1 pseudogene is annotated in these 1,286 nt (G+C 56.1%); it reads right to left on the reverse strand.

The window, feature by feature from the left end:
• A pseudogene (locus PQU98_RS16910) lies at positions 1-1,221 on the reverse strand (IS3 family transposase); the annotation flags it as partial.
• Positions 1,222-1,286: the final 65 nt, after the last annotated feature.

Consider the following 1,286-nt stretch of genomic DNA (forward strand, 5'->3'; position numbering starts at 1 on the left):
GTGAGGTGCCCCTAGAATTGTAGACACCTTGCGTCTTCAAAATGCGTTGTCTGTCTTCGAAGTCAATGGGCGACAACATGCCATTGTTTGTGTGCTTGCGTTTGGGGTTATAGAACATCTCGATATATTCGAAGACGTCCTGCCTTGCGGCGTCACGGGTAGCGTAGGTTTTGCGCCTGATCCATTCGCGCTTTAACAGTTGGAAGAAGCTCTCGGCAACCGCGTTGTCATGGCAGTTCCCCCGACGGCTCATGCTGGCTTCCAGATTGTGCTGACGCAGGAAAGTCTGCCACTCGCGGCTGGTATATTGCGACCCTTGATCGGAATGGATGATGACGGTGGCCTTGGGTTTACGCCGCCAGACAGCCATTAGCAGGGCCTGCAAGGCGAGATCGGTTGTCATGCGTGACTGCATCGACCAGCCGACGACACGGCGGGAAAACAGGTCGATGACCACAGCCAGATAGGCCTAGCCTTCATAGGTCTTGATGTAGGTGATGTCTGTCACCCAGACCTGATCGGGAGACTGAACATCAAAGTTCTGCTCAAGCCTGTTCTCGGCAACAATCGCAGGATCACCGCCATGGCGGCCAGGGCGACGCCTGTAGCCAATCTGGGCGGCAATGCCCGCAAGGCTGGCTAAGCGTGAGACGCGGTTTGGGCAGCAGTCCTCACCTTGATCGCGCAGGTCATCATGCAGCTTGCGATAGCCGTAGACCTTGCCGCTATCTTCCCATGCCTGCCTGATCAGTGCCGTCTGACGCGCATCTTCGATAGCCCGCTGGCTCAAAGGCGCCTTCAACCACGCATAGAAGCCGCTAAAATGCACACTCAGCATACGGCACATGGTCCTGATCGAAAACTCAGGCCTGTGAGCTTCGATAAATGCGTACCTCACCGAGATTCTCGCGCGAAGTACGCGGCCGCGCTACGCGGGGAAAACGATTCACTGGATCGTTTTCTTATCCCGCTTCGATTTAGGATATCGCGTTCCTCCGTCACACGGGCAAGCTCAGCCTTGACCCGCCGAAGCTCCGCCGACAGAGCGCCATCCTCGCGCCTGACCTTGTCGGGCTTCGAAAACTCAGCCTTCCATGTGTAGAGCGACTTCGTGCTGATACCCAGCCGCGCAGCGACCTCTTTGACCGCATAGCCACGATCCACAACCTGCGCCACCGCGTCCTGTTTGAACGCGTCCGAAAACCTATTCCCCGTCTTCATCTGTAGCTCTCCTTGCTTCCGTTTTGTAACAAGCAAAGCGTCTACAATTCTAGGGGCACCTCAAA

Source organism: Asticcacaulis machinosus (genome assembly GCF_028550435.1).
GTDB classification, from domain to species: domain Bacteria; phylum Pseudomonadota; class Alphaproteobacteria; order Caulobacterales; family Caulobacteraceae; genus Asticcacaulis; species Asticcacaulis machinosus.